The 12,072-nt window shown below is 64.9% G+C and carries 13 protein-coding genes; 4 read left to right on the forward strand and 9 right to left on the reverse strand.

Annotation, left to right across the window (positions count from 1 at the left end; all coding sequences use genetic code 11):
• The 4 genes from Q0X61_RS11205 to Q0X61_RS11220 all read left to right on the forward strand — a co-directional run.
• On the forward strand, positions 1-564 hold a 564-nt coding region (locus tag Q0X61_RS11205), incomplete at its 5' end, for an SURF1 family protein (RefSeq protein ID WP_297742689.1).
• Complete coding sequence (locus Q0X61_RS11210) at positions 561-1,343, forward strand: putative RNA methyltransferase (RefSeq protein WP_297742690.1); 783 nt, start codon at positions 561-563, stop codon at positions 1,341-1,343. The genes Q0X61_RS11205 and Q0X61_RS11210, both read left to right, overlap by 4 nt.
• A 65-nt stretch (positions 1,344-1,408) precedes the next feature.
• A complete protein-coding gene (locus tag Q0X61_RS11215) occupies positions 1,409-2,764 on the forward strand; it encodes a glycoside-pentoside-hexuronide (GPH):cation symporter (protein ID WP_297742691.1) in 1,356 nt (451 codons plus the stop codon).
• Positions 2,765-2,773: 9 nt separating this feature from the next.
• Positions 2,774-4,672, forward strand: a complete 1,899-nt coding sequence (locus Q0X61_RS11220) for an alpha-glucosidase (RefSeq protein ID WP_297742692.1) — start codon at positions 2,774-2,776, stop codon at positions 4,670-4,672.
• A 14-nt stretch (positions 4,673-4,686) separates the two neighbouring features.
• Here the strand turns inward: Q0X61_RS11220 and Q0X61_RS11225 are convergent, their stop codons facing one another.
• The 9 genes from Q0X61_RS11225 to sufB all read right to left on the reverse strand — a co-directional run.
• Entirely contained in the window at positions 4,687-5,145 is a 459-nt protein-coding gene (locus tag Q0X61_RS11225; RefSeq protein ID WP_297742693.1) for a hypothetical protein, read from the reverse strand.
• Positions 5,146-5,237: 92 nt separating this feature from the next.
• Complete coding sequence (locus Q0X61_RS11230; protein WP_297742694.1) at positions 5,238-6,836, reverse strand: ABC-F family ATP-binding cassette domain-containing protein; 1,599 nt, start codon at positions 6,834-6,836, stop codon at positions 5,238-5,240.
• A gap of 148 nt (positions 6,837-6,984) precedes the next feature.
• Entirely contained in the window at positions 6,985-7,359 is a 375-nt protein-coding gene (locus tag Q0X61_RS11235) for a metal-sulfur cluster assembly factor (RefSeq protein ID WP_297742696.1), read from the reverse strand.
• Positions 7,359-7,802: a Fe-S cluster assembly sulfur transfer protein SufU gene (gene sufU / locus Q0X61_RS11240; protein WP_297742698.1), complete on the reverse strand. Its 444-nt coding sequence runs from the start codon at positions 7,800-7,802 to the stop codon at positions 7,359-7,361. The genes Q0X61_RS11235 and sufU overlap by 1 nt, the downstream gene beginning before the upstream one ends.
• Positions 7,792-9,048, reverse strand: a complete 1,257-nt coding sequence (locus tag Q0X61_RS11245) for an aminotransferase class V-fold PLP-dependent enzyme (RefSeq protein ID WP_297742708.1) — start codon at positions 9,046-9,048, stop codon at positions 7,792-7,794. The genes sufU and Q0X61_RS11245 overlap by 11 nt, the downstream gene beginning before the upstream one ends.
• Entirely contained in the window at positions 9,045-9,809 is a 765-nt protein-coding gene (gene sufC / locus Q0X61_RS11250) for a Fe-S cluster assembly ATPase SufC (protein WP_297742700.1), read from the reverse strand. The genes Q0X61_RS11245 and sufC overlap by 4 nt, the downstream gene beginning before the upstream one ends.
• A gap of 20 nt (positions 9,810-9,829) precedes the next feature.
• Positions 9,830-10,171, reverse strand: coding sequence for a non-heme iron oxygenase ferredoxin subunit (locus Q0X61_RS11255; protein WP_297742702.1), 342 nt, complete (start codon positions 10,169-10,171; stop codon positions 9,830-9,832).
• Positions 10,168-11,319 carry a Fe-S cluster assembly protein SufD gene (gene sufD / locus Q0X61_RS11260; protein WP_297742704.1) on the reverse strand — a complete coding sequence of 384 codons (1,152 nt, stop codon included), beginning with the start codon at positions 11,317-11,319 and terminating at the stop codon, positions 10,168-10,170. Before sufD ends, Q0X61_RS11255 begins: the two co-directional genes overlap by 4 nt.
• Positions 11,320-11,365: 46 nt before the next feature.
• A partial coding sequence (gene sufB / locus Q0X61_RS11265; protein WP_297742706.1) for a Fe-S cluster assembly protein SufB occupies positions 11,366-12,072 on the reverse strand: 707 nt, incomplete at its 5' end.

Here is a 12,072-nt window from a genome sequence, read left to right on the forward strand (position 1 = left end):
TGGCACGTCGTGACCGTCACCGGCCAGTACACCGGCGAGACGTTCCAGGTGCGCTACCGCAACCAAGACGGCCCGGGCACCGAGGTCGTCTCCCCCATGCGCGCCACCGACGGGCGCACGGTGCTCATCGACCGCGGGTTCATTCCGCGCCCCAACGGCCAGCCCGACCCGGAGCCTCCGCCACCGCCAGACGGGGAAGTCACCGTCAAGGGCTACGTGCAGCGCAACGAGCGCGGCAAGGACGAGGCCGTGATGCCGCACGAGTACAAGGTGCGGCTCATCAACTCGGACAAGATTGGCGAGTCGCTCGGCGTCGAGCTCGTCAACGGGTATGTGGCCGCGTTCGAATCCAGCCCGACCGACCACGCGTCGCTACAACCTATCGCGTTACCCAGCCTCGACGAGGGCCCGCACCAGGGCTACGCGTGGCAGTGGTTTTCGTTCGCGGTGATCGCAGGGGTTGGCGTGATCGTGCTCATCCGCGCCGACATCCGCGACTACCGCAAGGCTCAACGCAAGAAGGCGAAGCGCACGCGGCAAGTTGGTGCGCCGGCGCAGCAATGACGGCGTTGGGGACGGTGGCGTCGTGGCTACGGTGCCCGGTGTGCGCCGGTTCCATGGCCCTCGACGAGCGCTCGCTGCGCTGCGATCACGGCCACGTTTTCGACGTGGCGAGGCAGGGTTACGTAAACTTGCTCGGCCATGGCGCTCCCCAGCACGCTGATTCTGCGGAGATGGTGGCCGCTCGCCAGCGTTTCTTGCACGCCGGCTGGTACTCCCCCATCGCGGATGCGGTGCGCGAGGCCTTGTCAGACGCCGATTCTGTCGTGGAGGTGGGGGCTGGGCCCGGCTACTACCTGGCACACGCGCTGCGCGAGGGCGCGACGGGGCTCGCCACCGACATCTCGGTGCCAGCGTGCCGGCGGGCGGCCAAGGTGGATGCGCGCGTGGCGGCGGTCGTCGCCGACACGTGGGCGGGTCTGCCGCTGCGGGACGCCTGCGTCGATGCAGTGCTGTGCGTCTTCGCCCCGCGCAACATGTCGGAGTTCCAGCGGGTGCTCAGCCCAGGCGGGCGGGTGTGCATCGTCGTGCCCAACAAGGGCCACCTGGCGGAGCTGCGTGCCGCGGAGGGTCTGCTCAACATCGACGGCGATAAGGCCGAGCGCCTCACGGCGTCGTTGACAGATGCGACGACCACCCGCCTGCGCTTCCCGCTCGATCTGGACACGCAAGCCGCGACGGATCTCGTCGGGATGGGGCCGAATGCGTTTCACCAACGCCGGGCGGCGGCCGCCTGCATCACTACCGTCGACGTGAGTGTCGTCGTCGGCAGCTACCAGTAGACGTCCCGACCATCAGTTATCTGATTGCTCGCCCGCGCTCAAGGCGCGAGCCTTACGCTGAGACGGTGGCAGCTCTCACCTACGGATTGGGCACGCTCGGCCGCGACATGGTCGCCGGCATGGTGAGCATGTTCCTCATGTTCTACCTCACCGATGTGCTGGGCGTCGGTGGCCAGACGCTCGTCGTCGTCACCGGCGTGATGGTGTTCATGCGCGTCTTTGACGCCGTGAACGACCCCTTCATGGGCTGGATCGTCGACAACACCCACACCCGTTGGGGGAAGTTCAAGCCGTGGATGGCGATCGGCACCGCGTGCTGGGCCGTCACGAGCATCCTGATGTTCACCGATTTCTGGCTAGACGGCTGGCGGTTCGTCGTCGTGTTCACGCTGGTGTACGTCACCTTCGAGATCGCGTACACCATCAACGACATCTCCTATTGGGGCATGCTCCCCTCGCTCACGCGAGATCAGAAGCAGCGCGAGCGCATCGGCATGGTGGCGCGCGTGTGCGCGAATATCGGCCTGTTCGCTGTGGTCGTCGGGATTGTGCCCATCACGAAGGCAATGGAACCGGCGGTGGGCGGACCGAGCCAGGCGTGGTTCTGGTTCGCCGTAATCCTCGCGGGCATCATGGTGGTGTTCCAGCTGCTGCCGATCTGCCTCTCCAAAGAGCAGGTGCACACTGGCAACGAAGCGACAACGCTGCGCGGCTTGTGGCAGGCCATCGCGAGCAACGATCAGCTGATGTGGACCACCTTGGGAATGGTGCTGTTCATGACCGGCTACACCACGACAACCTCACTCGCGCTCTACTACTTCAAATACGTGTTTGGCGACGAGAACACGTACTCGGTGTTCGCCGCGCTCCTGGGCGTCACGCAAATCGTGGCATTGCTACTGTTTCCCGTTGTCGCACGCTACGTCCGACGGTTTACGATCCATCTGGGCGCGACGATCATCATGGCCGTGGGATACGTCGTGTTTCTCGCGACGGGTACCTCGCTGCTGGGCGTGGGAGTGGCCGGTGTGCTCCTCTTTGCGGGGCAGGCGCCGATTCAGTTGCTCATGGTGATGTTCATCGCGGACAGCGCCGAGTACGGGCAGTGGAAGTTCAAGCGTCGCAACGAAGCGGTCACCTTCGCCCTCCAGCCGTTCATCTACAAGTTCTCAAATGCGTTGGCGACGGCTTTCGTCGGCATCACGGTGATGCTGAGCGGCATCGCGGATGCCGGCGCTCTCGGAGAATCCGGTATCGAAGAGTCGGGGAAGACGGTGGTGCGCATTGCCATGTTCGGCCTCCCCGCGGTGCTGGTGGTGGTGAGCTGGGCGGTGTTGCGCGCCAAGTATCGTCTTGACGAGGCCACCTACCAGGGCATCGTCGACGAACTTCGGGAGCGAGAACAATCCACGGATGCCTAGACTGACACCATGAGCGGTGCCCCCTTCACCAGGAAGACCAAACTCCGCGACTTTCTGCGCCATCCTCTGGCCAGCGACGTAGCGGACAAGCTCACCCTCTACACCGGGGCTCCGACGTGGTTGCGTGGTGCGCTCGGGCCACTCCGGCTGAGCACGGTCGACCGCCTTGCGGGGCTCGCCGGCGGCAAGGGGCTCGTCGACCAATTCATCAACGTGTGCAACTCCATCGACGGCACCTTGACGCACGAAGGCCCCGACGAGCACCCGTGGTGGCGCAGCGCGGTGTTCTACCAGATTTATCCCCGCAGCTTCTGCGACTCGGACGGCGACGGCATCGGCGACATCCGGGGCATCATCAATAGGCTCGACTACCTCCAAGACCTCGGCGTCGACTGCCTGTGGCTCTCCCCCATTTTCGCCTCCCCTAATCGCGATATGGGCTACGACATCAGCGACTACCGCGCGATCATGGACGAGATGGGCACCCTCGATGAGGTCGACGAACTCATCGCGCAATGCCACGCGCGCGGCATGCGCATCATCCTTGACCTCGTCGTCAACCACACCAGTTCTGAGCACGCCTGGTTCCAGCAGGCCCTCGCCGATCCGAAGGGGCAGTACGGCGACTACTACTGCTTCGTCAAAGGCGCACCCGATACACCACCGACGAACTGGCAGTCATTCTTCTCCGGCTCGACGTGGCGCTGGCTGCCGGAGCAGGGCGTCTGGGTGCTCCACCTCTTCGACGAGCACCAGCCAGATCTCAACTGGGACAGCCCTGAGGTGCGCCGGGAAGTGGCCGAGCTTGTGCGCTGGTGGCTCGACCGCGGCGTCGACGGATTCCGCATGGACGTCATCAACTACATCTCGAAACCCGCCGAGCTCACCGACGGGCATCCCCTCGTCGGGGAGCTGCTCGATTTTGCCGGCATCGAGCACTACTTCTACGGCCCGCGCCTCGACGAGTACCTCGCCGAGCTGCGTCGCGAGGGCTTTACGCGCCCCGACGGCACCACCGCCGTCATGATTGGCGAGACCCCAGGCATCGGCATTCAAACTGGGCGTCTGCTCAGCAGCTGGTCGCGCCAAGAGATGGACCTCATCTTCAACTTCGACGGGCTGGAAACGCCTGGGCACCTGCGCTGGGACTCCTACACCTACGACCTTAACTACCTGGCGCGGTTTTGGAGCCACTACAACACGCAGCTCGGGGAGGGCGACTGGGTGGCGCTCTTCGTCGAGAATCACGATAACCCTCGCATGGTCAGCAAGGTCTGCCCCGACGCAGAACGTGACCCCGCGCTTCGACGCAAGGTGGCGAAACTCATAGCGGCGATGCAGCTCACCATGCGGGGTACGCCGTTCATCTTCCAGGGCCAGGAGCTCGGCAAGGTGAACGAGCCGTTCACCGGACCGTCGGATGTGCGGGATGTGGAATCCACGAATCGTTACGCGGCGCTCAAAGGCAAGGGGCTCAGCGATGCTGAGGCGTGGGCACAGATCATCGCGGGCTCACGAGACCACGCCCGCACGCCGATGCGCTGGACGGAAAGCCAGGACGATAGTCGAGCATGGCTGCCGGGGCTTGAGCGCGAACCAGGATTCTCCGCGGAGACGCAGCAGGCCGACCCCCGATCGGTATGGCGCTGGTATCGCACTTTGCTGCAGCTTCGTCGGGAGCATTCGGCGCTGGCAACCGGGCGGCTCGAGGTGGTGCATCATCGCAAGGACGTATTCTGCTTCGTGCGTCGCGACGACGCGTCAAGCTGGTTGATTGAGCTCAACCTGGGCAGGAAACACCGTCGGCGTCCGACGGCGACGGGCAACCCCAAGCCTGTCATTGGAACCCGCGGGGCGACGATGGCTCCCTGGTCGGTGACCATCAGCCAGCTGGACGCTACAGGCTGAGCGCCAGCGCGAGGTCACACGCAGACGCTACGTTTGCCGGCGGGCAGCGTGTAGGTGTCGCCTGTCGAGGCTGGAGATTGTGGGCCAAAGGTGCGCATTTCGGCTGCCGCATAGATGAGCACGCACGTGCCCTTGGTGCGCGTGGCGGCGACGGCAGCGTGGTACTCGTATTCGCCGTGGTCGATGGCTGCGGTACCGTCGTCGGCCACGATCATGGCGATGCGGGGTATCGAGTTGGCTCCGCCGAGGCTCAGCACGCACGTTGTGCCGCCGGAGGCCTCAGATTGGTACACCTCGACGCGCAGCACACCCGAATCCGTGGTGGCCTGTAGGTCGTCGCGGTCAACGAGCGGGATCGTTGCGACGAGATCGCCGTAGCAGTGTTCGACGACGTGCGCCGCGGCCTGCGCGGGAACGGTGGCGCCCGCCAGCAGCAGTGCTGAGCCGAGGAGCGCGTTGCGAAGGCGGTGCATTGCTTCATGGTATCGCCCCCCCGTGAAGCAATGCCGCACCGAGCGCTCAGGTTCCCCCTGACTGCCAGCTGATCGTCGGGGCGGACGCGCGGCTAAGCCAAGTCGACGAGTTCGGCGTAGTCGTCGCTCCAGAGGTCTTCGACGCCGTCGGGAAGGACGAGTACGCGATCGGGCTCGAGCGCCTCGACTGCGCCGGGGTCGTGGGTGACGAGGACGACGGCACCGGAGTAGGTACGGATGGCGTTCAGTACCTCGGCACGCGACGCCGGGTCCAGGTTGTTCGTCGGCTCATCAAGCAACAGCACGTTCGCGGCGGAGACGACGAGCATGGCGAGCGCCAGCCTGGTTTTCTCGCCGCCCGACAGTACTTTCGCGGGCTTGTCGACGTCGTCGCCGGAAAACAGGAACGAGCCGAGCACGCTGCGCACCTCGGTGTCGTTCAGGCTGGGCGACGAGGAGCGCATGTTGTCGAGTACCGAGCGCTCCACGTCGAGGGTCTCGTGCTCCTGCGCGTAGTAGCCGAGCTTGGCGCCGTGCCCGTAGCGCACCTCGCCCGCGGTGGGTTCCTCGATGCCGGCGAGCAGCCGCAGCATCGTCGTCTTGCCCGCGCCGTTGAGGCCCAAGATGACCACTTTCGAGCCGCGGTCGATGGCGAGGTCGACGGCGGTGAATACTTCCAGTGAACCGTAGTGCTTGCTGAGCCCTTCACCCATGAGCGGCGTCTTGCCCGAGGGCGCGGGGTCAGGGAAGCGAATGTGCGCCACCTGGTCTTGCATCCGCTCGCCTTCGACCCCGGCGAGTAGCTTCTCCGCCCGCTTGGCCATGTTCTGGGCGGCGACGGCTTTCGTCGCTTTCGCACGCATTTTGTCGGCCTGCGCCATGAGCTGGCTGGCCTTGCGCTCTGCGTTGGCGAGTTCCCGGCGGCGACGTTTCTCGTCGGTTTCGCGCTGGAGCAGGTAGCGCTTCCAGTCCATCGAGTAGATGTCCAGCTCGGAGCGGTTGGCGTCGAGATGGAACACCTTGTTCACCACGTCGCCGAGCAGTTCGACGTCGTGGCTGATGACCAGCAGGCCGCCCGGGAAGGTCTGGAGATAGTTGCGCAGCCAATGGATGGAGTCGGCGTCGAGGTGGTTGGTGGGCTCGTCGAGCAGCAGGGTGTCGGCGTTGGAGAACAAAATGCGCGCAAGCTCGATGCGTCGGCGCTGACCGCCAGACAACGTCTTGAGCGGCTGCGTGAGCACGCGGTCGGGCAGGCCAAGGTTCGACGCGATCCGCGCGGCCTCCGATTCCGCGGCGTACCCGCCGGCCGCGACGAAGGCGTTCTCCGCTTTGGCGTACGCGGCCATGGCTGCCTCGCGTTCGCTGGCGGTACCGTCGGCCATCGCTGCCTCGGCTTCCTGCATACGTTTAGCCGCGTGGTCGAGCCCGCGGGCGCCGAGGATGCGGTCGCGGGCGATCTGCTCCGGGTCACCCGAGCGCGGATCCTGCGGCAGGTAGCCGAGCGTGCCGGAGCGCGCCACCTTGCCAGCGGCGGGAAGGGCTTCGCCGGAGAGGATTTTCGTCAGCGTGGTTTTGCCTGCGCCGTTACGCCCGACGAGCCCAATTCGGTCGCCAGGAATGATCTGAAACGACACCGGCGAGAGCAACAGCCTCGCTCCCGCCCGCACTTCTACTTCGTTTGCCCGCAGCACGGTTGGCTAGTGTACGCGCCTTGGCAGCGCGACGGGCAACGTCGGGAAGGCCGGACAAGCAACAAAGTGTGAGATCTGTTACGGGAAAGCGCAACAAATCTCACACTGTGCGGTGTCTCGCGACGAGAACCCCGCCAACTGGGCAGGATCAGATGCTGAAGCCGATGGCGCGCAGCTGCTCGCGGCCATCGTCGCTAATCATCTCGAGCGTCCACGGCGGCAGCCACACCCAGTTGATGGTCACCGAGTTGGCGAGCCCGTCGAGCACGTACTTCGTGTCGTACTCGATCTTGTCGGTGAGCGGGCACGTCGGCGAGGTGAGCGTCATATCGAGCGTGACGTTGGCTTCGTCGTCGATAGTGACCCCATACAGGAGCCCCAGGTCGACGATGTTGACCATCAGCTCTGGGTCGACGACGTCGCGCATAGCCTCTTCGATGTCTTCCACCGTGGGTTTCGCCGACGGCTGGTTCACGTCGGGCAGCTCGTCCTTGACGAGGTCGCTTGGGCGAGGTTCGGTCATCACTGCTCCTTCGCTTGGGCCTGGAGGATGGCGTCGCGTAGCGCGGCCCACCCCAACAGTGCGCATTTGACTCGTGCGGGGAATTTCGCGACGCCGGCGAACGCGATGGCGTCTTCAAATCGGTCTTCGTCGGGCATCCGCTCCCCCTTCGATTCCATCACCTCGAGGAACTCGTCATAGAGCTCCATCGCGTGCTGGACGGTGTTGCCGATGACGAGGTCGGTCATGATCGACGTCGAGGCCTGCGAGATCGAGCAGCCCTCCGCCGCGTACGAGACATCATCGACGGTGTCGCCGTCGAGGTGCACCCGCAGGGTGAGCTCGTCGCCACACGACGGGTTCACGTGGTGCACTTCGACATCGTGCGGGTCGCGCAGCCCCGAGTGATGCTTCTCGCGGTAGTGGTCCAAAATGATGGTCTGGTACAGCTCATCAACGTTCACGTGAACCTCCAAGCTTGGGCGCGAAGTAGTCGCGGGTGTAGACGAGCGCGTCGGCGAGCGCATCGATCTCTTCCTTGGTGGTGTACAGGTAGGCGCTGGCCCTGGTCGACGACTGGTAGCCCAGCCGTTTGTGCAGCGGGCGCGCGCAGTGGTGTCCGCCCCTGATGGCCACCCCGCGGCTGTCAAGCAGCTGCATCACGTCGTGTGGGTGCACCCCGTCGATGTTGAACGAGATGGCCGAACCACGTTCGACCGCCTCGGCGGGCCCCAGCAGTGTGAAGCCGTCGATCGCGGTGAGCTGTGCCAGCGCGTACTCGGTGATCTCGTGCTCGTGCGCCGCAATAGCGTCCATGCCGATGCTCTCGAGGAATTCGATAGCTGCGGCGAGCCCCACCGCTTGCGCGATGGGGGGCGTGCCCGCCTCGAAACGGTACGGCGGAGCGGCGTAGGTGGAGCGTTCCATCTCCACGACCTCGATCATCTCGCCACCACCCAGGAACGGTGGCAGCGCCTCGAGTAGATCGTGGCGGCCCCACAGCACGCCGATGCCGGTGGGCCCGCACATCTTGTGGCCGGTGAATGCGACGAGGTCGGCGCCCAACTTAGCCACGTCTGTCGGCTGATGTGGCACCGCCTGCGACGCGTCCACCACCATTGTGGCACCGACGGCGTGCGTCATCTGCGCGATGTCGGCGACGGGGTTGCGCGTACCCAGCACGTTGGACACCCACGTGAGCGTCACGATCTTGGTGCGCTCGTTGATGAGCCCTTCCGCCTTTGCTTTCTCGACGTCGAGGCGCCCGTCGTCGGTGACGTCGAACCACCGAAGCTTGGCACCCGTGCGCTCGCACATCAGCTGCCAGGGCACGATGTTGGAGTGGTGTTCCATCACCGAGGTAACCACCTCGTCGCCGGGCTGCAGCGACGCGCCCAAGCTGTTGGCGGCCAAGTTCAGGGCCTCGGATGCGTTCTTGGTGAATACCACCTCTTCGGGCCGGGCAGCACCGATGAACTGTGCGATCTTCACCCGCGCACCTTCGTAGGCCTCGGTGGCCTCCGCCCCCAGCACGTGCATGGCGCGCGCCACATTGGCGTTGTGCTGGAGGTAGTGCTCCTCGATGGCGTCTACGACGCACTGCGGTTTCTGCGACGTGTTCGCCGAATCCAAGTAGGTGAGCGGCCAGTCCCCCACCCGCCTGTGCAGGATGGGGAACTGTGCCCGGACCTTCTCGATGTCCAGCATCAGGCCTGCGCCGCCTGCTTGATGTAGGACTCGTAGCCTTCGGCCTCCAGCTTGTCGGCGAGCTCGCGGCCGCCGGATTCGACGATGTGCCCGTCGACGAAGACGTGCACGAATGCGGGCTCGATGTAGCGCAGGATGCGGGTGTAGTGCGTGATGAGCAGCACCGGCTTCTCGCCGGATGCGGCGTAGCGGTTCACGCCCTCGGAGACCACCTTCAGCGCGTCGATGTCGAGGCCGGAGTCGGTCTCGTCGAGGATGGCGGCCTTCGGGTTGAGCAGCTCGAGCTGCGCGATCTCGTGGCGCTTCTTTTCACCGCCGGAGAACCCCTCGTTCACGGAACGCGCCGCGAACGACTTATCCAGGTTGAGACGTCCGAGTACTTCCTCGACGTCTTTCACCCAGGTGCGCACCTTCGGTGCTTCACCGTCGAGTGCGGTCTTCGCAGTGCGCAGGAAGTTCGAGACGGACACGCCAGGCACCTCGACGGGGTACTGCATGGCCAGGTAGAGGCCGGCCTTGGCGCGCTCGTCGACGGAGAGCTCGATCAGCTCCACGCCGTCGAGGGTGACGGAGCCGGAGGTAATTTCGTACTTCGGGTGGCCCGCGATGGCGTAGGCCAGCGTGGATTTACCAGAGCCGTTGGGGCCCATGATCGCGTGAATTTCACCGGGATTGATGGTGAGGTTCACGCCCTTCAGGATTTCCTTCGGACCTTCCTCGGTGAGGACGTCGGCGTGAAGGTCGGAGATGACGAGAGTGGACATAGCAGGTACTCCTGTGGGTTCTACGGAAGGTCAGTGATGGGGGTGGTGGGGTCGACTTGCACGTCGTTACCCTCTTGCCGGACGGGGAACACGCGCACTGGTTCGGTGGCGGGCAGCTGGATGGCTTCGCCGGTGGCAAGGTCGAATGCGCCGCCGTGGAGGTAGCACTCGATGGTGCACCCCACCACGTCGCCGTCGGAAAGCGCCACTTTGCCGTGCGTGCACTCGTTGTCGAGCGCGTACAGCTTGCCGTCGTGGCTGACAATGGCCAGCTCGAGCGGCCCGTCGTCAGCCTCTACCTCGACGGCGAGCGGTACGTCGTCGGTGAGCTCATCTGCGGTTGCGACGGTGACCCAGCTCACGCTGTGGCTCCTTCGACGGCTTCGAGCTCTTGCTCGACGCGCGCCAGCATGAGCTCTTCGATGTCCGGCACACCGAAGCGGCGGATGATGTCGTAGAAGAAGCCGTGCACGATGAGTCGACGCGCCTCGCGCTCCGGAATGCCGCGGCTCATCAGGTAGAACAGCTGGAGGTCGTCGAACCGTCCCGTGGTGGACGAGTGCCCGGCGCCTTCGATCTCGCCGGTCTCGATCTCCAGGTTCGGCACCGAATCCGCCTGGCACCCTTCCGTGAGCAGCAGGTTCTTGTTGGATTCGTAGGTTTCGATGCCCTCGGCGGCCTTGCGGATGAGGACGTCGCCGATCCACACCGAGTTCGCGCCCTCGCCCTGCAGCGCACCGCGATAGTCGACGTTCGACTTGGTGCGCGGCTCGTTGTGATCCACGAACAGGCGGTGCTGGACGTGCTGCCCGCCGTCGACGAAGTACAGCCCGTAGCTCTCGATCTCGCCGCCAGGCCCATCGAAGCGCATGTTCTCCTGCAAGCGCACGACGTCGCCGCCAAGCGATGCGCTCATCGTCTTCACGTGCGCGTCGCGCCCGACGAGCACCGAGCGCTGACCGCCGTGCACAGCCCCTTCGCTCCAATCCTGGACCGTCACGATGTTCACGTTCGCGCCGTCGCCGATGATGAAGTCGGACTTCTCGGCAAAGGTTCCGTTGCCAACGAAGTGCAGCACGATGGTGGCCTGCGCGTTGGCCCCCACCTTCACGACGACGTGCTCGCGTGCCTGCGAACCGTCGCCCCGGCACGTGATGGTGATCCGCTGGGTGAGCTGCGCGTTCTCCGCCACCTCAATCAGCGTGCGGCGAACGGCCTGCTCAGCTGCGATTGCGGCCACCCTGTCGACGGGTGCCTCGGCAGCCAGGTTGCGGGCCTCCTCCGCGGTGAGCTCGGTGATGGTGACGCCTTCGGGAACCTCAGATTCCCACTCCAGCGTGGCCGCTTCGGCCTGCTCGTCGAGCAGCGCCTTGATGCGTCGCATGGGTGAGAATCGCCAGATCTCCTCGCGCCCGGTGGGCTGCGGGTGATCGTCGAGATTCCACGAAGGGATGGGGTGCAGATGGGATTCGACGCGCTCGAGCGCGCCAGCCACGTTGGGCTTCGTCATGGTCAATGTTGTTCCTTACGTTGCGCCGATTGGAGGATGGGTGCGGTCAGCCGACCGCGCCTTCCATCTGCAGTTCAATGAGTCGGTTGAGTTCGAGCGCGTACTCCATCGGGAGTTCGCGGGCGATGGGCTCGACGAAGCCGCGCACGATCATGGCGGTGGCTTCCAGCTCGGTCATACCGCGGCTCATCAGGTAGAAGAGCTGATCCTCCGACACCTTCGACACGGTGGCTTCGTGTGCCATCGACACGTCTTCCTCGCGGATATCCACATAGGGGTAGGTGTCAGAACGGGAGATGGTGTCGACGAGCAGCGCGTCGCACATCACGCCCGACGACGAGTGCGTCGCGCCCGGCTGCACCTGCACGAGGCCCCGGTACGCTGCACGACCACCGCTGCGGGCAACCGACTTCGACACGATGGAGCTCGACGTGTGAGGCGCGCAGTGCACCATCTTGGAGCCCGTGTCTTGGTACTGGCCCTCGCCGGCGAACGCGATGGAGAGCGTCTCGCCCTTGGCGTGGGGGCCCATGAGGTAGACGGCCGGGTACTTCATGGTGACCTTGGAGCCAATGTTGCCGTCGATCCACTCCATCGTCGCGCCTTCCTCACAGGTGGCGCGCTTGGTGACAAGGTTGTAGACGTTGTTCGACCAATTCTGGATGGTCGTGTAGCGGCAGCGGGCGCCCTTCTTCACGATGATTTCGACGACAGCGGAGTGCAGCGAGTCCGACTTGTAGATCGGTGCGGTGC

The organism is uncultured Tessaracoccus sp. (assembly GCF_947255005.1).
Taxonomy (GTDB): Bacteria; Actinomycetota; Actinomycetes; order Propionibacteriales; family Propionibacteriaceae; genus Arachnia.